Source organism: Micromonospora sp. CPCC 205558, assembly GCF_036902955.1.
In the GTDB taxonomy this organism is placed as follows: Bacteria; Actinomycetota; Actinomycetes; order Mycobacteriales; family Micromonosporaceae; genus Micromonospora.
This window is the reverse complement of record NZ_JBAKHR010000007.1, coordinates 16,388-41,399: the sequence shown is the minus strand read 5'-3', so window position 1 is coordinate 41,399 and position 25,012 is coordinate 16,388. Positions and strand designations below refer to the sequence as shown.

General features: G+C 71.0%; 27 protein-coding genes and 1 riboswitch. Of the genes, 7 read left to right on the top strand and 20 right to left on the bottom strand.

What is annotated here, in order from left to right; all coding sequences use genetic code 11:
* Nucleotides 1-55: 55 nt before the first annotated feature.
* Both V6U86_RS09620 and V6U86_RS09615 read right to left on the bottom strand, forming a co-directional pair.
* Complete coding sequence (locus V6U86_RS09620) at nt 56-709, bottom strand: response regulator transcription factor (protein WP_334500978.1); 654 nt, start codon at nt 707-709, stop codon at nt 56-58.
* Nucleotides 706-1,716, bottom strand: a complete 1,011-nt coding sequence (locus tag V6U86_RS09615) for a HAMP domain-containing sensor histidine kinase (RefSeq protein ID WP_334500976.1) — start codon at nt 1,714-1,716, stop codon at nt 706-708. The genes V6U86_RS09620 and V6U86_RS09615 overlap by 4 nt, the downstream gene beginning before the upstream one ends.
* Before the next feature lie 196 nt (nt 1,717-1,912).
* Here V6U86_RS09615 and V6U86_RS09610 point away from each other — a divergent pair, with 196 nt between their 5' ends.
* Genes V6U86_RS09610 through V6U86_RS09600 form a run of 3 tightly spaced genes read left to right on the top strand, consistent with a single transcriptional unit; the run spans nt 1,913 to nt 5,246 of the window.
* Nucleotides 1,913-3,220 carry an ArsB/NhaD family transporter gene (locus V6U86_RS09610; protein WP_334500974.1) on the top strand — a complete coding sequence of 436 codons (1,308 nt, stop codon included), beginning with the start codon at nt 1,913-1,915 and terminating at the stop codon, nt 3,218-3,220.
* Entirely contained in the window at nt 3,217-4,827 is a 1,611-nt protein-coding gene (locus V6U86_RS09605; RefSeq protein WP_334500972.1) for a potassium/proton antiporter, read from the top strand. Before V6U86_RS09610 ends, V6U86_RS09605 begins: the two co-directional genes overlap by 4 nt.
* Nucleotides 4,746-5,246, top strand: coding sequence for a cation:proton antiporter regulatory subunit (locus V6U86_RS09600; RefSeq protein ID WP_334500970.1), 501 nt, complete (start codon nt 4,746-4,748; stop codon nt 5,244-5,246). The genes V6U86_RS09605 and V6U86_RS09600 overlap by 82 nt, the downstream gene beginning before the upstream one ends.
* Before the next feature lie 51 nt (nt 5,247-5,297).
* Here the strand turns inward: V6U86_RS09600 and V6U86_RS09595 are convergent, their stop codons facing one another.
* On the bottom strand, nt 5,298-6,077 hold the full coding sequence (locus V6U86_RS09595; RefSeq protein ID WP_334500968.1) for an endonuclease/exonuclease/phosphatase family protein: 780 nt from the start codon (nt 6,075-6,077) through the stop codon (nt 5,298-5,300).
* Nucleotides 6,078-6,259: 182 nt separating this feature from the next.
* Between V6U86_RS09595 and V6U86_RS09590 the strand changes: the two genes are divergently transcribed.
* Both V6U86_RS09590 and V6U86_RS09585 read left to right on the top strand, forming a co-directional pair.
* On the top strand, nt 6,260-7,033 hold the full coding sequence (locus V6U86_RS09590) for a sulfite exporter TauE/SafE family protein (RefSeq protein WP_334500966.1): 774 nt from the start codon (nt 6,260-6,262) through the stop codon (nt 7,031-7,033).
* 10 nt (nt 7,034-7,043) lie between these two features.
* Complete coding sequence (locus V6U86_RS09585; protein ID WP_334500963.1) at nt 7,044-7,814, top strand: GNAT family N-acetyltransferase; 771 nt, start codon at nt 7,044-7,046, stop codon at nt 7,812-7,814.
* Here V6U86_RS09585 and def read toward each other — a convergent pair.
* Together def and V6U86_RS09575 are read right to left on the bottom strand one after the other, a co-directional pair.
* The gene (gene def, locus V6U86_RS09580) at nt 7,811-8,320 is read right to left on the bottom strand and encodes a peptide deformylase (protein ID WP_334500960.1); all 510 of its coding nucleotides are present in this window, start codon (nt 8,318-8,320) and stop codon (nt 7,811-7,813) included. The genes V6U86_RS09585 and def overlap by 4 nt on opposite strands.
* A gap of 96 nt (nt 8,321-8,416) precedes the next feature.
* The gene (locus V6U86_RS09575; protein ID WP_442934909.1) at nt 8,417-9,610 is read right to left on the bottom strand and encodes a chorismate-binding protein; all 1,194 of its coding nucleotides are present in this window, start codon (nt 9,608-9,610) and stop codon (nt 8,417-8,419) included.
* A gap of 123 nt (nt 9,611-9,733) precedes the next feature.
* Here V6U86_RS09575 and V6U86_RS09570 point away from each other — a divergent pair, with 123 nt between their 5' ends.
* Nucleotides 9,734-9,934 (top strand): DUF5999 family protein, encoded by a 201-nt coding sequence (locus V6U86_RS09570; RefSeq protein WP_007460326.1) that lies wholly within the window; start codon nt 9,734-9,736, stop codon nt 9,932-9,934.
* A gap of 150 nt (nt 9,935-10,084) precedes the next feature.
* Here the strand turns inward: V6U86_RS09570 and gcvP are convergent, their stop codons facing one another.
* The 3 genes from gcvP to V6U86_RS09555 form a co-directional block, all read right to left on the bottom strand.
* Entirely contained in the window at nt 10,085-12,907 is a 2,823-nt protein-coding gene (gcvP, locus tag V6U86_RS09565) for an aminomethyl-transferring glycine dehydrogenase (RefSeq protein ID WP_334500952.1), read from the bottom strand.
* Nucleotides 12,908-12,980: 73 nt separating this feature from the next.
* Nucleotides 12,981-13,079: riboswitch (glycine riboswitch) on the bottom strand.
* A gap of 83 nt (nt 13,080-13,162) precedes the next feature.
* The gene (locus tag V6U86_RS09560) at nt 13,163-14,005 is read right to left on the bottom strand and encodes an NAD-dependent protein deacetylase (RefSeq protein ID WP_334500949.1); all 843 of its coding nucleotides are present in this window, start codon (nt 14,003-14,005) and stop codon (nt 13,163-13,165) included.
* Nucleotides 14,006-14,093: 88 nt separating this feature from the next.
* A complete protein-coding gene (locus V6U86_RS09555) occupies nt 14,094-15,161 on the bottom strand; it encodes a MerR family transcriptional regulator (protein ID WP_334500946.1) in 1,068 nt (355 codons plus the stop codon).
* Between the two features lie 100 nt (nt 15,162-15,261).
* On the opposite strand from V6U86_RS09555, the gene V6U86_RS09550 reads away from it, so the two are divergent.
* Nucleotides 15,262-15,918 (top strand): NAD(P)-binding oxidoreductase, encoded by a 657-nt coding sequence (locus V6U86_RS09550; protein ID WP_334500944.1) that lies wholly within the window; start codon nt 15,262-15,264, stop codon nt 15,916-15,918.
* Between the two features lie 104 nt (nt 15,919-16,022).
* Here the strand turns inward: V6U86_RS09550 and V6U86_RS09545 are convergent, their stop codons facing one another.
* From V6U86_RS09545 to V6U86_RS09490, 12 genes are all read right to left on the bottom strand, one after another.
* Nucleotides 16,023-16,718, bottom strand: a complete 696-nt coding sequence (locus V6U86_RS09545) for a DivIVA domain-containing protein (protein ID WP_112587029.1) — start codon at nt 16,716-16,718, stop codon at nt 16,023-16,025.
* A 52-nt stretch (nt 16,719-16,770) separates the two neighbouring features.
* On the bottom strand, nt 16,771-17,952 hold the full coding sequence (locus V6U86_RS09540) for a globin domain-containing protein (RefSeq protein ID WP_334500938.1): 1,182 nt from the start codon (nt 17,950-17,952) through the stop codon (nt 16,771-16,773).
* A gap of 2 nt (nt 17,953-17,954) precedes the next feature.
* A complete protein-coding gene (locus V6U86_RS09535; protein WP_334500935.1) occupies nt 17,955-18,353 on the bottom strand; it encodes a group I truncated hemoglobin in 399 nt (132 codons plus the stop codon).
* Between the two features lie 258 nt (nt 18,354-18,611).
* Nucleotides 18,612-19,208 carry a MerR family transcriptional regulator gene (locus V6U86_RS09530; RefSeq protein WP_334500933.1) on the bottom strand — a complete coding sequence of 199 codons (597 nt, stop codon included), beginning with the start codon at nt 19,206-19,208 and terminating at the stop codon, nt 18,612-18,614.
* Nucleotides 19,209-19,368: 160 nt separating this feature from the next.
* Nucleotides 19,369-19,833 (bottom strand): bifunctional nuclease family protein, encoded by a 465-nt coding sequence (locus V6U86_RS09525; protein ID WP_334500931.1) that lies wholly within the window; start codon nt 19,831-19,833, stop codon nt 19,369-19,371.
* 186 nt (nt 19,834-20,019) lie between these two features.
* Complete coding sequence (ftsR, locus tag V6U86_RS09520; protein WP_334500929.1) at nt 20,020-20,721, bottom strand: transcriptional regulator FtsR; 702 nt, start codon at nt 20,719-20,721, stop codon at nt 20,020-20,022.
* A gap of 50 nt (nt 20,722-20,771) precedes the next feature.
* Nucleotides 20,772-21,224 carry an oxoglutarate dehydrogenase inhibitor Odhl gene (gene odhI / locus V6U86_RS09515; RefSeq protein WP_007071101.1) on the bottom strand — a complete coding sequence of 151 codons (453 nt, stop codon included), beginning with the start codon at nt 21,222-21,224 and terminating at the stop codon, nt 20,772-20,774.
* 214 nt (nt 21,225-21,438) lie between these two features.
* Complete coding sequence (gene gcvH, locus V6U86_RS09510; RefSeq protein ID WP_196926700.1) at nt 21,439-21,819, bottom strand: glycine cleavage system protein GcvH; 381 nt, start codon at nt 21,817-21,819, stop codon at nt 21,439-21,441.
* Between the two features lie 60 nt (nt 21,820-21,879).
* On the bottom strand, nt 21,880-22,884 hold the full coding sequence (locus tag V6U86_RS09505) for a DUF881 domain-containing protein (RefSeq protein WP_334500921.1): 1,005 nt from the start codon (nt 22,882-22,884) through the stop codon (nt 21,880-21,882).
* 11 nt (nt 22,885-22,895) lie between these two features.
* Entirely contained in the window at nt 22,896-23,228 is a 333-nt protein-coding gene (locus V6U86_RS09500; protein WP_030327710.1) for a small basic family protein, read from the bottom strand.
* Nucleotides 23,225-24,169, bottom strand: a complete 945-nt coding sequence (locus tag V6U86_RS09495; RefSeq protein ID WP_334500917.1) for a DUF881 domain-containing protein — start codon at nt 24,167-24,169, stop codon at nt 23,225-23,227. Before V6U86_RS09495 ends, V6U86_RS09500 begins: the two co-directional genes overlap by 4 nt.
* Complete coding sequence (locus tag V6U86_RS09490) at nt 24,166-24,798, bottom strand: CDP-alcohol phosphatidyltransferase family protein (RefSeq protein ID WP_334500915.1); 633 nt, start codon at nt 24,796-24,798, stop codon at nt 24,166-24,168. Before V6U86_RS09490 ends, V6U86_RS09495 begins: the two co-directional genes overlap by 4 nt.
* Between the last annotated feature and the right edge of the window lie 214 nt (nt 24,799-25,012).

Genomic DNA, 25,012 nt, shown 5'->3' with positions numbered 1-25,012 from the left:
AATCTTGCGGCTGGGCGGGCCTCTCCCCCGAAGCCGTCAGGCGTGTTGCTGGTGGTCAGGGTTCGATGAGGCCCGCGCGGATGGCGTATCGGGTGAGGTCGAGCCGGTCTCGTAGGCCCAGTTTCTGCAGCAGGTTGCTGCGGTGTCGCTCGACGGTCTTGATGCTGATGAACAGCAGTTCGGCGATCTCCTTTGAGGAGTGTCCTTCGGCGACGAGTTTGAGGATCTCCTCCTCGCGGCCGGTGATGGCTCGTTCGGGCACCGGTTCGCCGTTGCGGACGCGGTCGAGGTAGTTGCGGATCAGGGCGGTGACGGCGCCGGGGTAGAGGAACGGTTCGTCGCGCATGGCGGCGCGGCATGCCTCGACGAGGTCGCGGTCGGCGACGGATTTGAGGACGTATCCGTTGGCGCCGGCGCGGAGGCCTTCGAAGAAGAACTGTTCGTTGTCGTACATGGTCAGGATCAGCACCCGCAGGCCTGGTTGCTGTCTGACGAGCTCGCGGGTGGCTTGCAGGCCGGTGAGTCGGGGCATCGCGATGTCGAGGATGGCCAGGTCGGGTTGGTGCAGGCGGGCTTGTTCGAGGGCTTCGGCGCCGTCGCTGGCCTCGGCGACGACGGTCAGGTCGGGTTCGCCGTCCAGGATGAGGCGGACGCCGCGGCGTACCAGCGCGTGGTCGTCGGCGAGCAGGATGCGGATGGGCGTGCTCATGCCAGGCCTGCCGGGTCGGGCACGTCGAGGGTGACCTCGGTGCCGCCGTCGGGGCCGGGGCCGATGGTGAGGTGGGCGCCGATGAGCAGTGCCCGTTCGCGCATGCCGCGGATGCCGGCGCCTTCCGGCTGGCTGTCGATGCCGCGCCCGTTGTCGCGGATCCGTAGCCGTACGCCGTCGAGGTATGGGATGAGTGTGATGTCGACGCGGCTGGCGGCGGCGTGCCGGGCGACGTTGGTGAGGCCTTCCTGGGCCACGCGGTAGAGCACCAATTCGACTTCCTCGGTGAGTGCGGGCAGATCGTGTGCGAAGTCCCGGCGGACCTGGAGACCGCTGTGGTGGGAGATCTCGGCGAACAGTGAGCGCAGGGCGGCGATCAGACCGAGTTCTTCCAGGACGCCGGGTCGCAGGCGGCGGGCGATGCGGCGGATCTCGTCGAGGCTGTCGCGGGTGGTCTCCTGCACCTGGTGCAGTTCGGCGCGTAGGTCGGGTGGGGCGTTGTCGGCGACGCGGCTGATCTGCAGGAGGACGGCGGTCATCGTCTGGCCGATCTCGTCGTGTAGCTCCTGGGCGATGCGCCGCCTCTCGTCTTCCTGGGCGGACAGCGCGCGCGCGTTGCTGGCGGCGCGGTCGGCTTCGAGTCGGTCGAGCATGGCGTTGAACGTGCTGATCAGGGCGGCGATGCCGGCGTGCCCGGTGACCGCGGGGCGGGGGCCGGGGCGGAGCAGGTCGATGGTGGTCATCGCCCGGGTGAGGCGTTGCAGCGGTGCCAGGCCGACGCGCAGCAGGAGCGCGTTCGCGACGAGCATGACGGCCAGTCCGCCGCTGAGGATGAGCGCCTCGGTGAGGACGAACGGTGTCGACACGGTCACGGGGCCCAGCAGGACCAGGACGGTCGCCGCGGTGAGGACCGCGGCGTTGATCAGGAAGATCCGCCAGAACAGCGACACCGTGCCGGACCTCCCGTTGTTGACTCCGCCCTCCATCGTCCCGGGCGCGGCTGCCATCGGGGTGTCAACGCTCCGGTGCCCAAGGATCTCGTGGGCCTCGCGTGGGTGTCTATGGGGGGTGGCTCCCATGTTGTCGCGTGCTGGCCGCCGTGGAATGAGTGTTGGCCCCGATGTCGGCAGCGCCCCCTGTTGGCGACGGTGGAGGGGCAGACGACACGTGGGCCTTCGGGGTCTGCGGAGAGGGGGGCGGTGGATGACCACGGCAGGCTGGTTGGCGGTGGCGGTGTTCGCGGTCGTGTACGCGCTGATCGCGACGGATCGGGTGGACCGGGTGGCCGCGTCGGTGGGCGGCGCAGTGTTGATGCTCGCGGTCGGGTTGACCGGTACGCAGGAGGCGTTCTTCTCCACGGACACGGGCATCGACTGGCGGGTCATTTTCCTGCTCATCGGGATGATGATCATCGTGTCGGTCCTGGGTCGCACCGGCGTGTTCGAGTATCTGGCGATCTGGGCGGCGAAACGGGCCCGGGGGCGACCGTACCGGCTCATGGTCATCCTGGTGTTGATCACGGCGACCGCGTCGGCGTTGTTGGACAACGTCACGACGGTCCTGCTCGTCGCTCCGGTGACCATCTCCGTGTGTCGGCAGCTCGGCGTGCCCGTGGTGCCGTTCCTGCTGGCGGAGGTGTTCGCGGCGAATCTCGGCGGCACGGCGACGTTGATCGGCGATCCGCCCAACATCATCATCGCCGCCCGGGCCGGGCTGTCGTTCAACGCGTTCCTGGTGCACCTGGCGCCGCTGGTCATCGTGCTGATGGGTGTGCTGCTGCTGTTCTGCCGGGTGCTCTTCCGCTCGGCGCTGACGTACCACCCGGAACGGGTCGGGCCGGTGCTGGCGATGCGGGAACGCGACGCGATCCGTGAACCGCGCCTGCTGCTGATCAGCGGCATCGTTCTCGCCTTCGTCCTGGCCGGGTTCGGCCTGCACACCGTCCTGCACCTGGAACCGGCGGTGATCGCCCTGACCGGCGGCGTCGTCCTGCTGGGTCTGTCACGGCTGGAGTCGGGCAGCGTGATGCGCGACGTGGAGTGGCCCACCCTGGCGTTCTTCGCCGGCCTGTTCATCATGGTCGGCGCCCTGGTCGACACCGGCGTCATCCAGGTGCTGGGCACCTTCGCCACCGACGCGGTCGGCGACAACCTGCTGGGCGCGTCGCTGACCTTGATCGGCGGCGGGGCGCTCATGTCGGCGCTGGTCGACAACATCCCGTCGGTGACCGCGATCAGCCCGATCATCGAGCAGCTCGTCGCGGCGAACGGCGGCATGGAACAGGCCGGCATGCTGTGGTGGTCGCTCGCGCTCGGCGCGGGGCTCGGCAGCAACGCCACGGTGGTCGCCGCCGCCTCGAACGTGGTGATGGTGGGTCTGGCGCAGCGGGCCGGGGAGCCGATCTCGTTCTGGCGGTTCACCCGCGACGGCCTGCTGCTGACCATCGTCACCGTCGTGCTGGCCGGCCTGTACGTGTGGTTGCGGTACTTCGTCCTGGGCGGTGCGCCGTGACGCTGCCGTCGCTGTACCTGCTACTGGCGGCCGGGACGCTGGTGGCGCTGGTCAGCGTGGGCGCCGCGAAGATCGCCGCGAAGGCCGGGATGCCGGTGCTGCTGGCGTACCTGGGCGTCGGGTTGCTGCTCGGCGAGGGTGGGCTCGGGCTGCCGTTCGACGACGCCGCGTTGGCGCAGGCGCTCGGGTTGGCCGCCCTCGCGGTGATCCTCGTCGAGGGCGGCCTGACCACGCGTCTCAGCGATGTGCGGCGGGTGTTGCGCCCGGCCTGCGCGCTCGCCACCCTCGGCGTGTTCATCAGCGTCGCCGTCACCGCCGCGGCCGCGCACTATCTGCTCGGCCTGCAATGGCAGTTGGCGCTGCTGCTCGGCGCGATCGTCTCGTCGACCGACGCGGCCGCCGTCTTCTCGGTGCTGCGCGCCGTGCCGCTGCCTCGGCGGCTGAGCAACCTGCTGGAGGCGGAGTCGGGCCTCAACGACGCGCCCACGTTCATCCTGGTGTTGGCGTTCAGCGCGACAAGTCTGACCACGCTGTCCCCGGGCGGGATGCTCGCCCAGATGAGCTACCAACTGGTCGTCGGCGCGCTCGCCGGCGTCGGAGTGGGCATGGCGGCGGTGTGGCTGCTGCGCCGGCTGACCCTGCCCACCTCGGGGCTGTATCCGATCGCCACGTTCGCCTGCGGGGTGCTCGCGTTCGCCGGCTCCGGCCTGCTCCAGGCCAGCGGGTTCATCGCCGCCTACCTGGCGGGTCTGGTCCTGGGCAACGCCGGCCTGCCACACCGCCGCGCCACCGAGTCACTGGCCGAAGGTCTCGGCTGGATCGCGCAGATCGGCCTGTTCGTCATGCTGGGTCTGCTGGTCTCGCCGGCCGACCTGCCTGCGGCGATCGTGCCGGCGTTGGTGGTCGGTGCCGCCCTGCTGCTCATCGCCCGGCCCGTCTCGGTGCTGCTGACCCTGTTGCCGTTCCGCATCCCGCTGCGTGAGCAGGTGTTCCTGTCCTGGGCGGGGTTGCGCGGCGCGGTGCCCATCGTTCTGGCCACGGTGCCGGTGGTGGCGGGCACTCCGGGCAGCATGGTCGTGTTCAACATCGTCTTCGTGCTCGTCGTGGTGTTCACCGCGATCCAGGCGCCGTCGCTGCCGTGGCTCGCCCGACGCCTCGGCCTGGCCCCGCACCGCGTCGGCCCGGACCTGCAGGTGGAGATCGCCCCGCTGGACAACATCGACGCCGATCTCATCGACGTCACCATCACCGAGGGTTCGAAGCTGCACGGCACCTACCTGGACGAGTTGCGGCTGCCGTACCCGGCGGTGGCCCCGCTGGTGATCCGGGACGGCGTCGCGTTCGTCCCCGCGACGGACACCCGGTTGCGGACCGGCGACGACCTGCTCGTCCTCACCACCCCGGCGGTACGTGAGGCCACCGAACGCCGACTGCGGGCGGTCAGCCGCGCCGGGCGGCTGGCCCACTGGCACGGCGAGTACGGCGACCCAGAAGGGGTTGCGGAACCACCAAGGAGGAGTCCGGCATGGAAATCGAACGCATCACCCTGCCCAGCGTCGGCGTCTCGTACTCGTTCGTCACCGGCGACGGCACCCGACTCGGCGTGATCTGCCACCCCAACGGCGCCCGTGACATCGCCCTGTACGACCGCGACGATCCCGCTGACACCCGCGCGGCGGTGGCGCTGTCGCCGCTGGAGGCCCACCATCTCGCCAGCCTGCTCGACGCGACCCCGGTCGTTGACCTCATGGCGGACAGCGACGTGGACCTGGCCGCGGTAACGGTCGCCCAGGTCCCCATTCGCGCGGGCGGCGACTACGACGGCCGGCCCCTGAAAAGCCTGCGCAGCGACGCCGCCGTCGTCGCGATCGTGCGCGACGGCCAGCTCACCCTCAACCCCGACCGCCGGTGGACCCTGCGATACGGCGACACCCTGATCGCCGTCGGCACCCGCGACGCGATCGACCACCTGGCGCATGTCGTCGCCGGCTACGTCACCGGCGGCGCGACACCCCGAAAGGCGTGACGGGCCGAGCGGCCACGGTGAGCGTCAGCTCCCTGTGCTGTCGCGGGTGGGTCAGCCGAGGTCGACCAGGAGGGGCCGGTGGTCGGAGATGGTGGACAGCGGGGTGCTGACCGCGCGTACCGGTGGGAACTGGTCGAGGGCGTACCGGTCGGCGAGGATGTGGTCGAGTTGGACGCGGGGCTGCCCGGAAGGGTAGGTGGGGCGTCGGCCCAGGGGCCGCCAGCCGGAGATGAGCCGGGCCGCCCCGGCGGGCAGGTTGAGGTCGCCGAGCAGGACGCGGGGGGCCGGTAGCGCGCGCAGGGCGCGCACGGTCTGGCGCAGTTGGCGGGCGTTCCAGCCGGGCACGAAGGACAGGTGGGTCGCCGCGACCGTGAGGGGGCCGTGGGGGGTGTCCAGGAGAGCGGCGAGGATCACGCGGGGCTCGTCGTGCAGCAGGATGAGGCCGCCACGGGGGCCGGGCACGTAGACCGGTGAGCGCACGGGCGCCGGCTTGAGCCGGGTGACCTGCCAGCTGCGCACGGGGTATCGACTGATCAGCCCGATGCCGTAGCAGGGTTCGCCGTGGCCGTCGTCGTCGTGGCGCAACGGGCGGAACTGTTCGCCGGGGGTGCCGACGACGGCGGCGGCGAAGCGGTGCTGCGGTGCGTCGAGGGCGCGGGCGGCGATGGCGGTGAGATCGAGGTTGCCGCTGCGGCGTTGGTCACGGTCGACCTCCTGCAGGGCGAGCACGTCGGCGTCGAGGGCGCCGACGGCGGCGGCGAGTCGGTCGGAATCGACGAGCCCGTCGGTGAGGGACCGTCCGTGCAGCACGTTGAAGGTGGCCAGGCGCACTCCTGCACCTTACGTGCCCATGGCATGGTTGCCGGGTGCTGAAGGTGTTGCTGTGCTCGGCGCTGGTGTTCGTGGCGGTCGGGGCCCTCGGGGTGTGGCTGCGGCGCACGCGGGGTCGTTGAAGGTGAGTCTGACCACGTCAGGGCAGGTCAGCCCTTCCCAGGTGGGCAGAATTGCCGCCCGTGGACGTCGTATCGCTGAGTACCTTGCTGGCCGCCGCCGCGATGGCCGGGTGGGTCGATGCCGTGGTCGGTGGTGGCGGGTTGTTGCTGCTGCCGGCGTTGCTGGTGGCCGCCCCGGGGCTGCCGGTGGCCGCCGCGCTGGGCACGAACAAGTTGGCCGCGATCTTCGGTACGGCCACGGCGGCGACGACGTACGCCCGGCGGACCAGGCTCGACTGGCGGGTGGCGGGGCCGGCGGCGGGGTTGGCGTTGGTCAGCTCGGGCGTGGGCGCCGCGCTCGCCGGGGCGGTGCCGGCGTCGGCGTACCGGCCGGTGGTGTTGGTCGTGTTGGTGGCGGTGGCGGTGTTCGTGCTGCTGCGCCCCCGGCTGGGGGTGCTGCCGGCGCCGCAGCGGCGTACCCCGGCGCGGGTGGCGGCGGTGATCGCGGTGGCCGGGGTGGGGATCGCCCTGTACGACGGGTTGATCGGCCCGGGCACCGGCACGTTCCTGGTGTTGGCGTTCACCGCCCTCGTGGGCGCGGACTTCGTGCACGGCTCGGCGATGGCGAAGGTCGTCAACGCGGCGACGAACCTGGGCGCGCTTGTCGTGTTCGCGGTGACCGGGCACGTCTGGTGGCTGCTGGGCGCGGGCATGGCGGTGTGCAACATCGCCGGCGCGGTGCTCGGGGCGCGCATGGCGTTGCGCCGCGGGTCGGGTTTCGTGCGGGTGGTGCTGCTCGTGGTGGTCGTCGCGTTGGTCGCGAAGCTGGGCTACGACCAGTGGCTGGCCCGGTGAGCCGACGCTGATGCCGGTACGCGCGGAGCACGACCGGGCCGTCCTGGCGCGACTGCTGGGGCGTGACCCGGTGCTGCACGCCTACCAGTTGGGCGACCTGGACGACTTCTTCTGGCCGTACACCTCGTGGTTCCGCCGGGGTGAGCAGGTCGTGTTGCTGTATCACGGGGTGGACCCGCCGACGCTGCTGGCGTTCGCGGCGCCGGCGGACACCGCGGCGCTGGCGGCGTTGTTGGCCGAGGTGGCGCCGGTGCTGCCGGCCCGGCTGTACGCGCACCTGTCCCCCGGGCTGACCGACGCCCTGGCCGGGTCCTTCCGGCTCGATCCCGGTGGCCGGCACCACCGGATGGCGTTGACCGACCCGGAGCGTCTCGCGCGGGTGCGCCCGGCGGGCGTGGTGCTCGGCGCGCAGGACCTGCCCCCGCTGCGCCGGTTGTACGCGCGGGCGTACCCGCAGAACTGGTTCGACCCGCGGATGCTGGACACCGGGCAGTACGTGGGGGTGCGCGACGGCGGTGAGCTGCGGGCGGTGGCCGGTGTGCACGTGTGGTCGCCGGCCTACCGGGTGGCGGCGTTGGGCAACGTGGCGACCGATCCGCGCTGGCGGGGGCGGGGTGTGGGCGCGGCGGTGGTGGCGGCGCTGTGCGCCCGGCTGCGTGCGAGCGTCGAGCACGTGGCGTTGAACGTGAAGGCGGACAACGTGGCCGCGGTGCGGCTGTACGAGCGGGTGGGTTTCCGCCGGGTCGCCGACTACGACGAGTGGACGTTGACCGCCCGCTAGCGGCGGCGGCTGGGTGAGTCGAACCGCCCGGCGCGGATCTCGCGCAGGGCCCGGCGGCGGGTGTCGCCGCGCAGGGTGTCGACGTAGAGCCGGCCGCCCAGGTGGTCGGTCTCGTGTTGCAGGGCGCGGGCCAGGAACCCGCTGCCGGCGATGGTGAGCGGTTCGCCGTGCTGGTCGACGCCGTGGGCGGTGGCGTGCAGGGCCCGCACGGTCGGGAAGTACAGCCCGGGGATGGACAGGCAGCCCTCCTCGTCGTCCTGGAGTTCCTCGGACAGCTCCAGGGTGGGGTTGATGAGGTGCCCGCGGTGCCCGTCGGCGTCGTAGACGAACACCTGGGCGCTGACGCCGATCTGCGGGGCGGCGACGCCGGCGCGGCCGGGCTCGCCGAGCAGGGTGTCCATCAGGTCGGTGACCAGGGCGCGTAGTTCGGCGTCGAAGGTGGTGACCGGCTCGCACGAGGTACGCAGGACGGGGTCGCCGATGATCCGGATGGGGCGCATTGTCATGCCGGAAGATTATCCGCAGGCGTGACGGTCGTGTCGGAGCCGGGTACGGGGCGCGGTGACACCAGCCGGACGGCATCAGGTGTGAGTCGGCGCGGGTCAGCGGCCCGCGAGGGTGGCCCGGATCGGGCGGCTCTTGGCGGCCGCCTCGGCGACCTCCGCCTGCGGGTCGCTGCCCCAGGTGATCCCGCCACCGGCCCACACGTGCAGCCGCTCACCATCGGCGGCGGCGGTGCGGATGGTGAGGCCCAGGTCGATGCGGCCGGGGGCGACCCAGCCGAGCGCGCCCATGCCGGCGCCGCGTCCGACGGGTTCGAGGGCGGCGATCTGGTCCAGGGCGGCGCGTTTCGGCGCTCCGGTGACCGAGCCGCCGGGGCAGACCGCGCGCAGCAGGTCGGCCAGGCCCAGCCCGTCGGCGACGGCCGCCGAGATCGTCGACTCGGCCTGCCACAGGTCACACCAGCGGCGTACCGCGAAGAGCTCGTCGACGCGCACGGTGCCGGTGCGGGCGACGCGGGCCAGGTCGTTGCGTTCCAGGTCGACGATCATCACGTGCTCGGCGCGTTCCTTCGCGCTGGCCCGCAGCTCCCGCTCGCCGGCTGTGGTGGCCGGGCGGGTGCCCTTGATGGGTCGGGTGACGAGGCGGCCGTCGGTGAGCTCGATCAGCGTCTCCGGGGAGGCACAGCCGATCGCCCAGCCCGCGCCGGTGAGGGTGCCGCCGTAGCGGGCGCCCGGCAGCGCGCCGAGTCGCCCCAGGGCCGGCAGCGGATCACCGGTGTAGGGGGCGGCGGCGTGCCCGACGACGTTGACCTGGTAGACGTCGCCGCGGCCGATGGCCTGGCGGACCGCGTCGACGGCTGCGGCGTGCTGCCCCGGGGTCCAGCTCTCCTGCCAGTCGCCGAGCCGCCAGGGACCGGCGCCCCGCAGCGGTGGTGGTGGTGTTTCGGCGTGGCCGTACACCACCACGGCGACCTCCGGCAGCGCCGGTGCCGGGTTCGGTGGGCCGGGTGACGCGCCGGCGAGCAGCGCGCCCGCAGCCGCCGAGACGTACAGGGCCGCGCCGCAGGGGCCGCCCTGGTCGTGGCGGGGCGCGGGGCGCGCGAGGTCGTCCAGCGCCAAGCCGTGGGCGGCGAGGAACTCCTCGACGAGCGTGGCGGGATCGCCGCCGTCGGCGCGGCGCCACTGCAGGCGGGCGCGTTCGACGAGTGCGTCCCGGCATCCGGGTGGTGCCGCGGGCGCATCGACCAGCACCTGTGGGAGCGTTTCCACGCCGTATGGTCCGACCTTCCTCATCCGTTCAGTGGATTTCCCAGGCGCCAGGCGGGCACCTGCTCGATGCTGGACACTTTCGCTTGGTACTGTGCGTCACTGGTCATGTGAACCATGACACAGTGCCCCCACAGTCCGGAGAACCCGATGTGCCAGCACCAACCGACCTGCCCTTCCGCTGAAGCCACCGACCGGGAAGCCGCGCGGGTCCTCGCCTGCTTCCGTGAGCAGGGCTGGAGCCTGCTCTGCAACGGCGTCATCGTCTTCGAGGACACCGGCGAGCTGCTTCCCGACGGCAGCAGCATCGCACCGCACCGCGGCCCCGCCCGCCACGCCCTCGTGGCCTGACCGACCACTCAGCGTCACCGAATAGCCGCCGTCGACCCAGGCTAGTCCCCCGGTAAGGGACGTCCCCGCCCAGGTCGCAGCGGCTGCCGGGGCAGGCCGTACCGCCCGCCCCGGCGCGCCGTCATCAGTCGTACAACGCCTCCGGCGTCGTCAGTCCTCGAACGCCTCCGGCGACGGGCACGAGCAGACCAGGTTCCGGTCGCCGTACGCGCCGTCGATACGCCGCACCGGCGGCCAGTACTTCCCGGCCCGGTCCACCCCGGCCGGGTACGCGCCCACCGACCGTGGGTACGCGTGCGACCACTCGTCACCGCTGACCATCGCCGCGGTGTGCGGCGCGTTGGCCAGGGGGTTGTCCCCTAGCGGCCACGCCCCGGAACCCACCTGCTCGATCTCCGCGCGGATCGCGATCATCGCGTCGCAGAACCGGTCCAGCTCGGCCAGGTCCTCGCTCTCGGTCGGCTCCACCATCAGCGTCCCCGCCACCGGGAACGACATCGTGGGCGCGTGGAAGCCGTAGTCGATCAGCCGCTTCGCCACGTCGTCGACGCTCACCCCGGTCGCCTTCGTCAACGGCCGCAGATCGAGGATGCACTCGTGGGCCACCAGGCCCTTGTTACCGGCGTAGAGCACCGGGAAGTGCCCGCGCAGCCGCGCCGCCACGTAGTTCGCCGCGAGGACCGCCACACCGGTGGCCCGGGTCAGCCCCTCGGCGCCCATCATCCGCAGGTACGCCCACGGGATCGGCAGGATGCCCGCCGACCCGTACTTCGCCGCCGAGATCGCCGGCGTGGCATCCACGTGCGCGCCCAGCGGGTCACCCGGCAGGAACGGCGCCAGGTGCGCGCGCACCGCCACCGGGCCCACACCGGGGCCACCGCCGCCGTGCGGGATGCAGAACGTCTTGTGCAGGTTCAGGTGCGACACGTCCGCGCCGAACTTACCGGGCTTGGCGAACCCGACCAGGGCGTTGAGGTTCGCCCCGTCGACGTACACCTGCCCGCCGGCGTCGTGGACCTTCGCGCACAGCGACGCGATGCCCGTCTCGTACACACCGTGCGTCGACGGGTACGTCACCATGATCGCGGCGAGCGCGTCCCGGTGCTTGTCGATCTTCGCGTCCAGGTCGACCAGGTCGACGTTGCCGTTGTCGTCGCAGGCCACCACGACGACCCGCATGCCGGCCATCACCGCCGACGCCGCGTTCGTGCCGTGCGCCGACGAGGGGATCAGGCACACGTCGCGGTGCGTCTCGCCCCGCGACGCGTGGTACGAACGGATCGCCAGCAACCCGGCCAGCTCACCCTGCGACCCGGCGTTGGGCTGCACGCTGACCGCGTCGTAGCCGGTCACCTCGGCCAGCCACGACTCCAGCTGACCGATCATCTCCCGGTACCCGACGGTCTGCGCGTCCGGGGCGAACGGGTGGATGTTCGCGAACTCCGCCCAGCTGATCGGCTCCATCTCGGTGGTGGCGTTCAGCTTCATCGTGCACGAACCGAGCGGGATCATGCCCCGGTCCAGGGCGTAGTCGAAGTCCGACAGCCGCCGCAGGTAGCGCAGCATCGCCGTCTCCGAGTGGTGGCTACGGAACACCGGGTGGGTGAGGAAGTCGGTCGTCCGGGTCAGCCCGGCCGGCAGGGTCGCGTCCGCGGCGCCGTCGAACGCGGGCACACCGAACGCCGCCCACACCGCCTGCAGGTGCGCGTCGGTCGTCGTCTCGTCGCAGGACACCCCCACCCGGTCGGCGTCGACCAGCCGCAGGTTCACGCCCCGCTGCGCGGCGGCCTCGACGACCCGCGCCGCGTCGCCCGGCACCCGCGCGGTGACGGTGTCGAAGAACGCGACGTCGGTGACCTGCACGCCACCGGCGCGCAACCCGGCCGCGAGCCGCGCCGCCATCCGATGGGTACGCGTCGCGATGTCCCGCAGCCCGTCCGGGCCGTGGTAGACGGCGTACATGCCGGCCATCACCGCGAGCAGCACCTGCGCGGTGCAGATGTTGCTGGTCGCCTTCTCCCGCCGGATGTGCTGCTCACGGGTCTGCAACGCCAACCGGTACGCCGGGTTGCCGTCGGCGTCGCGCGACACCCCGACCAGACGCCCGGGCAGCATCCGTTCCAGGCCTGAGCGGACCGCCAGGTAACCGGCGTGCGGCCCACCGAAGCCCATGGGTACGCCGAAGCGCTGGGTGGTGCCGGCGGCGATGTCCGCGCCGATCTCCCCCGGCGCCCGCAGCAGCGTCAACGCCAGCAGGTCCGCCGCCACGGTGACCAGGGCGCCGACGGCGTGCGCCGCCTCGACGAGACCCGCGTGCTCGCGCACCGCACCGGACGCCCCCGGGTACTGCAGGTGCAGGCCGAAGAACTCCGCCGGCAACTCGTCGCGCTCGACGTCGAGGACCCGCACGTCGATGCCGAGTGGCTCGGCGCGACTGGTGATCACCGCGATGGTCTGCGGCAACGCGTCGGCGTCGACGACGTACACCGCGCTCTTGCTCTTGGACGCCCGCCGGGCCAGGGTCATCGCCTCCGCCGCGGCGGTGCCCTCGTCGAGCATGGAGGCGTTCGCGGTGGCCAACCCGGTCAGGTCGGTGACCATGGTCTGGAAGTTCAGCAGCGCCTCCAGCCGGCCCTGACTGATCTCCGGCTGGTACGGCGTGTACGCCGTGTACCAGGCCGGGTCCTCCAGCACGTTACGGCGGATCACCGCCGGGGTGTGCGTGCCGTGGTAGCCCAGGCCGATCATGGAGACGGCGACGGTGTTACGCGCCGCGAGGGCCCGCAGCTCGGCGATCGTCTCGGCCTCGGTGGCCGGGTCGGGCAGGTCGAGGGTGCCGTGCCAGCGGATCACCTCGGGGATCGCGGCGTCCATCAGCTCGTCGATCGAGTCGTGCCCGACGACCTCCAACATCCGACGCTCATCGTCGGGGCCGGGACCGATGTGACGGGTGGCGAACTGCTCTACGGTCATAGGGGGCACTCCCGGGGCGAGGTCGACGTGTCGGCCTCCCCCTCTGTCGCGCCCACGGGGGCACTCCACAGTGCCTGCCCACGAGGTCCTTTTGCCTGAGAGGTTCCGGGGAGGATTTGCCCCTTCGGCGCCGCCCTGCGTGCTGTCGGGCGGTCTCTCCCACGTGGGTGTTACCGGCGTGGTCAACGCTACCAGCGTTGGTGTTTCCGGCAGATGTCCTACCCCGGGTCGGGCAGCGCAGCCGAGGGCCCGCGGTCACACCGTGAGCGGTGCCCCCGCGCCGAGCCGCGCGGCCAACTGCGGCAACACCACACCCAATGGCGCGTCGACGCACACGGTGGCGTGCCCGTCACCACGCGTCGGCCCCTGGTTCACGATCGCGACCGGGATGCCCCTTTTCGCCGCCCGAATCACGAAACGGCGCCCCGACATCACTGTCAACGACGACCCGAGCACCAGCAACGAACGGGCCTGCTCCACGGCCGCGAAACACCGCGCCACCCGCTGCGGCGGCACCGTCTCACCGAAGAACACCACGTCCGGCTTCACCATCCCGGTGCCGCAGATCCCGCAATCCACCGGCCGGAACGCCGCCACCTGATCATCAGGGAGATCAACATCACCGTCCGGGTTGACCCCGGCGACGCGGGCCACGAAGTCCGGGTTGGCCTCGCGCAGCCGCCGGTCCAACTCCTCCCGGGAGGTCAGGTTGCCGCAGTCCAGGCAGGTCACCTCGTCGAGACGACCGTGCAACTCGATCACCGACGGGCTGCCGGCCGCACCGTGCAGACCGTCGACGTTCTGGGTGATCACCGTGTCGACCAGACCGGCGTTTTGCAGCTCGGCCACCGCCCGATGCCCAGCGTTGGGGGCCGCGCCCGCGATCAACCGCCACCCCAGGTGGCTCCGCGCCCAGTAGCGCCGCCGGGCCAGCGGGTCCCGGGTGAACGCCTGGAAGGTCATCGGCGTGTGCCGCCGCGCCACCCCGCTGGGCCCCCGGTAGTCCGGAATCCCCGACTCGGTGGACAGGCCGGCGCCGCTGAGCACCACCACCCCACCACCGGCCACCAGCGAGGTCAACGCGTCGAGGCTCTCCATCACCTCTCCATGCTGCCTCAACCGGTCCGCCAACGCCGAACCCCGCGCCGGGTGGGCGGGGCCCACCCGGCGCGGGTGACGTCGGCGTCTACGCCGCGACCACATCCGCGACCACACAGGCGACGTTGTCCGGCGCCCCCTCGGCCCGCGCCAAAGCGATCAGCGCCCGCACCGTGCCCTCGGGATCACCTGCCGCAGCCAGCGCCGAGCGCAGGTCCGCCCGGTCGACGACCGCGGACAGCCCGTCGGAGCACAGCAGGTACCGATCACCGGGCTGCGCGGTGCGCAACGCGAGATCCGCCTCGACCTGCCGGCCGCCACCGAGGGCGCGCACCAGCATCGCCCGCTGCGGATGCGACGCCGCCTGGTCCCGGTCGAGCCTGCCCTGATCCACCTGGGCCTGCACCCAGGTGTGATCCTGGGTGAGCAGCGACAGCTCACCGCCACGCAGCAGATACGCCCGGGTGTCACCGACGTGCACCAACGCCAACCGGGAACCGCTGAGCAGCAACGCGGTCAACGTGGTAACCGGCTGATCGGTGTCGGTCGCCAACCCGTGCACGGCGCGGTCGGCGTCGGCGACCGCCCCGGCCACCACCGTCAGCAGGTCGGCGGCCGGCAAATCGGTGAGTTCCAACGGCTTCAGGGCCTCGACGGCGGCCGCGCTGGCAGCCGCACCGCCCGGCCCCCGCATACCGTCGGCCACGGCCAACAACCGTCCGCCGGCGTACGCGGCGTCCTCGTTGCTGTCACGCACCAGCCCGGTGTCACAACCGGCGGCGCAGCGCACGGCAACGGCGGAATTCGGGTGAGACATGGTGGCGTTCCCTTCAGAGAGGTGATCCACGAGGAGAGTGGCGAGCCGGGCCCGAGCCGCGGTGTCGGCGCTGACCCGCCGCCAGTACGCGGTGATCGCCTCCGCCGCCGCCGCGGGCTCCAGGCCGCACACCACCCGGATCGTCGCCAGCGGCATGCCGAGCCGACGCAACTGGGCGACCAGCCGAGCCACCGGCAGCTGACCCGGGTCATAGAGCCGGTAGCCGGACTCCGGATCCACAGCCGCCGGCACCAGTAACCCCACCTGGTCGTACAGGCGCAACGCCTTCGGCGTCAGCCTCGCCGCCCGGGCGAACGCCCCGATGGTCATCAGCCCCACGTGAACATCCTCCTCGTGCCGGTCACGGCGACCGGCACCCACCAGCCTCAGGGTTACCCGAAGGTCAAGGTCAAGCCGGTGCCGCCGGTAGGTTGGGCGCATGCGCGTCGTCATCGCCGGAGGCCACGGCAAGATCGCCCTACTGCTGCAACGCCACCTCACCGGGCGCGGCGACACCACCGTCGGCCTCATCCGCAACCCCGGACAGGCCGCGACGCTGCGCGCCGCCGGCGCCACCCCCGTCGTCTGCGACCTCGAACACACCGACGTCGCGCAGCTGGCCGAGCACCTGCACGGCGCCGACGCGGTGGTCTTCGCCGCAGGCGCCGGCCCCGGCAGCGGCGCCGCCCGCAAGGACACCGTCGACCGGGCCGCCGCCGCGCTGCTCGCCGACGCCGCCACCCGCGCCGGCGTCCACCGCTACCTGCTCGTCTCCTCCATGGGCGTGGACAACCCACCCGCCCCCGGCGGCGACGACGTGTGGGCGGCGTACCTGCGCGCCAAACGCGCCGCCGAGGACGACCTGCGCGGCCGCGACCTGGCCTGGACGGTGCTACGACCCGGGCAGCTCACCGACGACCCACCCACCGGGCGGGTCACCCTCACCCCACACGCCGGCCGTGGCGCGATCAGCCGCACCGACGTCGCCCACGTCCTCGCCGCGCTCCTCGACGAACCACGCACCACCGGCGCGACCCTGGAACTCGTCGACGGGCCCACCCCGATCGCCGACGCCATCCGCGCCGCCGCCACCTGACCACCCGCCCCGGGGTCGCAGTGCCGCCACCAACCGGGGCAACGCCACCGCCAACGTCTGCTCGGGCAGGAACGACGTAGCCGACGCCCCGAGGGGGGCCACGCTCAGCGCTGCTGGTGCCGCGGCAACGCCGACTGTCCCACCACACCACCCACGAACGGCGCCCCCGGCGTCTCCGCCGCGATCCGATCCATCGTGCGCGCCAACTGCTCGCTGCCGTCATCAAGATGGCGGGCCGCCGCCTGCATGTGCGACACCATCATCTCGCCGAAGATGCGCAACGCCTCCCGGGTCGCCACCGTGTCGTCGAAGCTCGACCCGGCAGCGCTGCGGTACTCCGCCACCGCCCGCTCCGCCTCCTGCTTCGCCTCCGCCTCCGCCGCGTGCAGATAGCTCTCGTACTGCACCCGGGCGTACTCGGCGACCCGACGCGCGTAGTCATGCGCCTGCGCGATGATCTGCTCGGCCTCCCGCTGCGCCGCCGACAGCAGATTCACCTCCCGCGCCGCCGGAACCTTCGCCGCCGCCCCCGTACTCGGAATCACCCCGTGCCGGTGCAACTCCACCCGGTCGGTCAGCCGCTCATTCTCCGCCCGCAACGTCGCGATCTGCGTCGCCAACAGGTCCAACTCGTCGGCGACCTGCACCCGGAACCGGTCCACGTCGGCGTTGTCGTAACCACGCCGGGCGAACGACGCGGCACCGAACTCCCACCGCCGAACCCGGTCGGCGGTCATCCGCACCTGCACACCGCCGGAAACCTGCACCCCGTCATACCGGCTGATCGGCGTCGCGCTCACCTGTGCAAACCTCCGTTCGCGACTGCGGGGCTCGCAAGCTCACTCCTCGCGCTCACCTGTGCCCACCTCCCGAAGTGTCACCCGCACCCGACTGCTGCGCCGCCGTCCGCCACGCCGGGCCGTACCACTGCGCACCCAGGCCCTCGTGGTGCACCTGACCCGCGTGGTAACCCGCCTGCGCCAACGTTCGCACCGCGTGCGACACCATCTCGTCCGACCCACACACGAACACGTGCCGGGAACGCCAGTCACCGTCGGCCAACGCCCGATCCACCGCCTGCACGAACTCACCCGGCCGGTGCACGTCGGCACCCACCACGTACGTCACCGTCAACCACGGATACGACGACGCCAACTTGTCGATCGCGTCGCTGTCGTAGAACTCGCTACGGGAGCGGGCCCCCACATAGAGATCGACTCGCCGGCGGGAACCCTCCGCGGCCACCTGCTCCACCAACGCCTTCACCGGCGCCCAGCCCGTACCCGCGACCAACAGCAACAGGTCACTGGAGCCCGCCGACCACAACCCCAGCCGGTCGCCCACCGGGGCCGCCAGGTGGATCCGATCCCCCACCGCCGACCCGTACACCAGCCGCGACGACACCGCGCCGCCCGGCGCGGCCCGCACATGCAACTCCAGCGTGCCGTCCGCCCGCGGCGCGTTCGCCGGCGAGTAGTACCGCCACGACCGCACCGACGGGTGCGACACCCCGATCGACTGACCCGGGGTGAACGGCAACAGGTACTGCGGACGCACCGTCAACACCGCCACGTCGAACGCCCGGCGCTCATGCGCCACGATCTCCGCCACCCACCACGGTGGGTTGACCGCCTCAGCGGCCTGTGCGGCCTCCATCATCACCTGGGCGACCAACCCGTACGCGGCCGTCCAGTCCGCGGCCAACTCGTCGGTCCACTGCTCGGCGAGGAAATGCTGCAACGTCGCCACCAGCGCCTCACCGACCGCCGGGTAGTGCTCCGCGCGGACCGCGAACTTGCGGTGATCCGCGCCGAGATCCTGCAAAAAACCCACCAGCTGATCCACCTGGTCCACATTGGACACGATGTGGCCCAACGCGGTGACGAGGCGATCCCGCTGACCGGCCATGTTCGTGGGGAACATCTGCCGGGTCTCAGGATGAGCGAGGAACAACGTCGAGTAGAAGTAGAGCGGCACCTGGTCGCCGTGACCGGCGACCACCGACCAGCTCTGCTTGAGGCGGGCCGCGTCCACGCTCAGACGCCCGACCTGTTTCCGGCAGCCACCACCTGGTCCTGCACCTGCCCCAGCACTGTCTGCACGTCAGCGAGGATGTCCGCCGGCACCCCCAACTCGGTCAGCGTCACCGTCAGGTGCTCGCCCACCTTCGCGTAGTGCCCCACTCCGATGTTCAACGGCTGGTGCGCCTCGGCCAACCCACGACCCGTGTACTCGTTCGGGCCACCCAGCACCACCGTCAACATCAACGCCAGATGCCGCCGCTGACCTGCCATGTCCACGTCAGCGAAGAAGCCCGCCAACTCCGGGTCCGCGAGCACCTTGTCGTAGAACAGCTCAACCGCCGCCTTGACCGAACTGGCACCGCCAATGCGGTCGTAGTGCGAAACGGGCGCCGTCTCTTCCGTAACCGTCACGGTCGTTCCTTCCGGAGATGAAGGGTCCAGAACCGTGAGGGACCATAGCGTGTCAACTGCCTCCGGTCAGCGCCCCCTTATCGGATTCCCGACAAGGCGCCAACACGTTGCGTCATCACTACCAATCGGTATCTCCACAATGAGCCACGGCAACGACACCCACCGTATCCACAATGGACCCAGACGGCCGATAGACCGCTGTCACCGTCACCGACGGTCGCGAAAAAACCAACCGGAAAAAACCGGAAGATCGAACGATCAGCCGGCCCGCCGCCGCGCCCGCCGCGCCGCCAGCTCATCCCCCACCGGATCCGACCCCGACGCCACCGCCGGCTCCACCGGGCCGCTCGTCGCCGGCTCCGCCGGCAGATGCGACAACGACCCCTGGATCTCCTTGAAAGCCCCACCGATCGCGATGCCGAAGACCCCCTGGCCACCCTGCAACAGGTCGACCACCTCCTCCGGAGACCGGCACTCGTACACCGTCGTCCCATCAGAGATCAGCGTGATGCCCGCCAGATCCTCCACACCACGCGACCGCAACGCCTCGATCGCCTTACGGATGTTCTGCAGGGACACCCCCGCATCCAACAGCCGCTTCACGACCTTCAACACCACCAGATCCCGGAACGAATACAACCGCTGCGTCCCCGAACCCGAGGCATCCCGAACGCTCGGCACCACCAGCGTCGTCCGCGCCCAGTAATCCAACTGCCGGTAACTGATGCCCACCGCGTGGCAGGCCGTCACACCCCGGTAGCCAACCGAACCGTCACCCTCAGCCGCCACACCTGGCGACGAGGCACCCGGCTCGTCGAACTCTGCACCCGGATCGGAATCCTGCGGCTCGTGCATCCGGACAACCTCCCCGTCAGTGTGGCGACGCATCGTTTCCTCCGACGCGCACCCCTCGACATGGAAACCCTATCGTCACCGTCAGGAGTTACCACGGAGGAACCGACGCGACACGCCGCGCCGCCACCGAGAAAGATCACCAACCGAGCCCGGGCACACCTCAGCCCGCGAAATCCTCCGGACGCACCTGCTCCAGGAACTCGCGGAACTTCTCCACCTCGTCCTCCTGCTCATCAGGGATGATGATCCCCGCCTCGCTGAGGACCTGCTCGGCACAACGAATCGGCGCACCGACACGCAACGCCAACGCGATCGAATCGCTCGGCCGCGCCGACACCCGCACCCCATCACCGATCAACAGATCCGCGTAGAAGACGTTGTCCTTCAACTCGGTGATCTCCACCGCCTGCAACGGCGCCTTCAACGCCGCCAACACATCCCGCAGAAGATCATGAGTCAACGGCCGGGCCGGCTTGACCCCCTGCTGCTCATAAGCGATAGCCGTCGCCTCGACCGCGCCGATCCAGATCGGCAGATAGCGGTCCCCCTCGACCTCCCTGAGCAGGACGATCGGTTGGTTGCTGGGCAGCTCCACCCGAACTCCGACCACGCTCAGCTCGCGCACCGCCGCCTCCGTGTCGTTGTCACCTACGCCGCACCGCGCCCTTCCCTGCACGGTACACGGACCGCAACACGGCCGTCCCATGCGCTACAGCACCACGCCCGCGCCGAAAAGGGGTTACCCCGGCAAGCCTACGGCACGCTTCCCCGAAGAGATCTTTCCGCTCAGCCGCCAGCCGCCGGGCACCCGTCACCGACCCAACGTCGACCGCAGACCCACCCGCACCAACGCCGCGTGCAACTGCTCCGACAACGCCACCAACTCACGCGCCGTCTCCGCCGCCCGCGCCCGCGCCGCCGGATCACTCTGCCGCGCCAACGGCGCCACCAACTGCGCGAACAAACCGACCTCCCGGTCCGCCGCCGTCCGATAACCCCGCAGGTGCCGCGGCTCCAACCCGTACGACGCCAACCCCGCCACCGCCGACGCGATGATCAGAGCATCCGCGTCATACCAACCCGGCGGATCCGACACCAACACACCGAGCCGCTCCAACTCCCCCAACGTCGACTCGTCGATCCCACTACGCGCCACCAGATCCGCCCGGCCGAGCCGCACCTGCGACGACTCGGCCGGCTCCGCCAACTCACGACCCGGCACCGCACCATCGGGGCCAACCGCCACCAACGCCGGCCGCGAACGACCCGGCTGCTCACCAGACGAATCCCACTGGGCCAACTGCTCCCGGATCACCCGCAACGGCAGGTACTTGTCCCGCTGCGCGGTCAACACGAACCGCAACCGCGCCACATCGTCCCAGCTGTACTTCCGGTAACCCGCAGCCGTCCGCTGCGGCTCGACCAAACCCTCGGCCTCAAGAAACCGCAGCTTCGAAATCGTGGTGTCCGGAAAATCCACCCGCAACTGCCCAAGCACCTCACCGATGCTCATCAGCGGCTCAGACCGAGCCGCCCCGGGTGACGTGGAGGCCGCAGGCTCGTTCACCCCCGGCCGGCCTCCTCCTCCGGGCGCGGACCGGCGATGAACACCACCCGGAACTTACCGATCTGGACCTCGTCACCGTTGCTCAACGTGGCCGCCTCAACCCGCTCACGATTGACGTACGTGCCATTCAGGCTGCCCACGTCCCGCACCGTGAACGTCCCACCGTCGCGGTGGAACTCCGCATGACGACGCGACACCGTCACGTCATCCAGGAAAATGTCACTGTCCGGGTGCCGGCCACTGGTCGTCACATCGTGGTCCAACAGGAACCGGGCACCCGCATTCGGGCCTCGACGAACCACCAGCAGCGCCATACCCGGCGGCAACGAACCGGACATCCGGCTCGGCACCACATCGGTATCCGGCCCCTCCAGCACTTCGTCGAGCGAACCGAGATTGAGCGTCGAAGTGACGTCGAGTGGGGGGAACTCGTCGTCTGGCCGCGTCATGGGACCACCTCACGGATCTGTTCGGTCGGCGTCGGGTAATGGCGGGTCTGGCCGCCGGGCACGTGCACACCCGGCGGCTGGCTCCCCGTGCCCGGGAAGGCAATTCCACAACGCTCAACTATTGGGTTCTCGGTCGACTGGGCGAGCCTAGCCAGCGCCGAAATGCAGGGCAACCGGACGCGCGCAGACATCCCACGCACCGGATCAAGCACACTCAGCCTTCGGTGATCTTCTGATACGCGGCCGCCGTGAGCAACCCATCCGTCGCAGTCGGATCATTCGGCGTGATCTCCACCAGCCAACCCTCACCGTACGGATCAGTGTTGATCAGCTCAGGCGTGTCACCCAACGCGTCGTTACGCGCCGCCACCGTACCGGCCACCGGCGCGTAGATCTCCGACACACTCTTGGTCGACTCGATCTCACCCAACGAGTCACCGGCCGCGACCACGGCACCCGCCTCGGGCAACTGCACGTACACGATGTCACCGAGCGCATCCTGCGCGAAGTGGGTGATGCCGACCCGGACCGAAGCCGTGCCGTCACCCGCCACCCACTCATGCTCGGCGGTGTATCGCAGATCCTCGGGAATCACCAGACGCGTCCTTCATCCATCGGTGCCCCGGACCACCCGGGTCCGGCGCGGCCGCGCCGGTCAGGAGACCGGACGGGCGTGTTCCAACTTGATCGGCACGTGCAGCGCCGAAACCTCGGCAACCTCACGCTCCCCAAACGTCACGTTACCGCCGTCACCGCGAACCGACGCCACCACCCCACCAGGAATGTTCAACGCCGTACGCATCGTCGCCGGATCACCGATCACCGTAATCGTGTACGGCCCCGTCAACCGACGCCCCTCCACCATCAACGACCCGTTGTCCCCATCGAGGAAGTACGTCGACGCGATGATCCGCACCGTCGCCCGATCCCCACCGGAAATCTGCATCGCCTCGGCACCCGCACCACGCAGCTCCTGCACCGCGTCCAACACCCGGTTCGCCGAGATCGGCTTCACCCCGGAGTCGAACTGCACAGTCAACCCCGGACCCACCGCCGGCAACGTCCCCGCCAGGATGCCCAACTCGTCCGCCCGCCGCGTCGCCTCATCCAACGCCGCCTGACGACCCTGCTCACCCGAGCGCAACTGCCGCTGGCTGTCCTCCAGCGCACGAATGTCCTGCTGCAGGCGATTCTCCCGGGCATCCAGATCCGACAGGATCCGAACCAGGTCCTCCTGCCGCGTGGCCCCCAACGTCGGGTCCGCCGACGTCGTCTTCAACTGCACCACCAACGTGAACCCCAGCAACGCCAACAACGCCGCGATCATCACCCCGGCCGTACTCCACCGGGACCGACCAGGCGCCGCAGACCCCACCACCGGCTCCGCCAACCCGTCGGAGCTCGCCACCGGCTCACCCGACCGCGACACCGCGTTCAGGTCCACCGTCGCACCGTCGTCGACCGGCTCCACACCCGGCTCCGCCACGGGCTCATCATCCGACGGCGGCGGCTGCGCGGGCCGCTGCGGCGCCAACGGGCTCAGCTCGTCCGGATCCGGCGCATCCGGCCGAGGATCCGGCTCACCCGCCGGCCCACCCGGCCGCACCGGACCCGCCGGCTGCGGCCACCCGGTCCCCGTGTCGGTCTGCTCGTCACTCATCGCAACCCAACCTACGCCCGGAACAGGTGCCGACGGATCGCCGCCACGTTGCCGAAGATACGCACACCCAGCACAACGACCACACCGGTGGACAACTGCCCGCCCACCCCCAACTGGTCACCCAGATACACGATCAGACCAGCGACCAGCACGTTCGAAATGAACGACACCACGAACTGCTTGTCATCGAAGATGCGGTCCAACCGGGCCCGCACCCCACCGAACACCGCATCCAACGCGGCCACCACCGCGATCGGCAGGTACGGCTGCAACGCCGCCGGCACCGTGGGATCAAGCCACACGCCCAGCACCACACCGGCGAGCAACGCCAGCACCGCGATCATCGGCCACCTCCGGAGGGGCTCACAGTCGTCGCCGGACCGGACGACCCGGGACTGCCGGACCGGACACCCGACGCGGAAGGGCTCGGACTGACCGACGGCTTGGCGTAGCGTAGCTGCGGCTCCGGAGCCGCCGGCAGGGTGAGGTCATCCGACTCCCGCACACCGAACGACAGCCCGGTCCCCTGCGCGACCTTCCGCATCAGCGCCGCGTTCCGACTGTCCTCGAACTTGCGCCGCATCGAATCCGGCCCAATCGCCGACACCTCGTACGGCCCCGTCACCGGCCGGAAATCCACAAGCATCGCCTCACCCGCCGACCGGATCGTCGACGTCGAGGTCAAGCGTTGCCCGTTGATGGCGATCGCCTCCGCGCCAGCACTCCACAACGCGTTCGCCACCCCCTGCAGGTCGCTGTAGAGCACCCGCGGCGGCCCAGCGCCGGCACCGGTCACCGCGTCCGCCTTGTCCGGCGCGTCCGCCAACCGCACCACCACGCCATCACCACGCACCCGACCCAGCCCGGTGCTCGCCTCCAGGTTGCGCAACCGGGCGGCGGCCGACCCGCTCAACGCCGCGTCCCGCTGCCGACTGACCTCCTCGCGCAGCTGGTCCGCCCGGGTGGACAACCGGTCGGTCTGGCTCTCCCGCTCCTTGATCTGCGCCACCAGACCCGAGCGCGCCTGGCTACGGCCCGGCTCGTCAGCCATCGTCTGCCGGTACGCGACCGCGAACAGGAAACCGAGCATCACCACCACGACCAGACTCACCGACCTCGTCGGCCAGGCCCGCCAGCCGCGCGCCGCACCGGAGTCCGCCGAGCCCCGACGGGCGGCGGCCGCGTCCGCGTACCCGGGATCCAACGGGTTGCGGAACAGCTCGGTGAGGAAATCCGGCGCGTACACCCGATCCTGGCCGGGCTTGCCCAGCCGCGGCGCGCTCACGCCGCCGCTCCCGGGCCGCGCGCCGCGCGCACCAGCCGGGCCGCCTGCACGACGTACATTCCGCCGGCCACCCAGTAGAGCACCAGGCCCCACCAGGCCAACGCCCAACCGATGGCGCTCGCCGCCGTCGCCACGCTGGTCGACGCGGTGGCCAACAGCAGCACGGGGAACGCCGCGAGCAACAGGAACGTGGCGGTCTTGCCCACGTAGTGCACCGGCGGCGGCCCGTACCCGTAGCGACGCAGCACCGCCAACGAGACGAGCAGGAGCAGCTCACGGGCCAGCAGTGCCGCGGTGAACTGCCACGGCACCACCTCCCGGGCGGTGAAGGCGACCAGGGTGGCGAGGATGTAGAGCCGGTCGGCGAGCGGGTCGAGCAGCTCGCCCAGGCGGCTCACCTGACGCAGGCGGCGGGCGATCCAACCGTCGACCCAGTCGGTGGTGCCACCGATGGCCAGCACGACGACCGCCGCCACGTCGGCCCGCTCCACCAGGAACAGGTAGAGGAAGATCGGCACGCCCAGCAGCCGTCCGAAGCTGATCAGGTTGGGCAGGGTGAGCACCTGGTTGCCGGGTGCCTCGTCACCGGTGTCCGGCGGTTGCTCTGCCCGAGCCGGCCGACGCGACACCGATCCTCCTCCACGGCACGCGGGCCCCCGGCCGACGCGGGGCGCGGCTGAGGGTCGTACGCGCTGTCGGGCCGACCAGCGCCGGCTCTCCCCTGCGGCCCCGGGTGGGGCCGTTCCCCTGATGCGGCCCGCGATCATCGAGATCACGGGCCGGGCAAGTGCGCTGCCACTATATCGGGCTTCCTCGCGCTGGCCGGCCGCCGCCGCCGGGCTC